We start from the raw sequence: 243 nt of genomic DNA on the forward strand, positions 1-243 counted from the left end.
AAGAACGTGAAATTTTTGGGGCGTTAGTACCTTATAATAAAGTTTGGAGAACGGGTGCCAACGAAGCCACAACTTTTGAAACCAACAAACCTCTTGAAATTAACGGAATAAATTTACCCATTGGTAAATACACGTTATGGACGGTGCCTAAAGATTCTATATGGACGGTTATGTTTAACTCTAAACAATATGAATGGGGTGTAGACTCTGAAATGAATCCGCTTTGGGACCCAAATTACGATG

The 243-nt window shown here is 38.3% G+C and carries 1 protein-coding gene (only partly in view); it reads left to right on the forward strand.

Annotation, left to right across the window (positions count from 1 at the left end; all coding sequences use genetic code 11):
- Window positions 1-11: 11 nt before the first annotated feature.
- Window positions 12-243: the 5' portion of a DUF2911 domain-containing protein gene (locus FUA24_RS10775; protein ID WP_449441427.1), read on the forward strand. It continues 104 nt past the right edge of the window; the window shows 232 of its 336 coding nt (coding positions 1-232); its start codon is at window positions 12-14; the stop codon falls past the right edge of the window.

Source organism: Seonamhaeicola marinus, assembly GCF_008085455.1.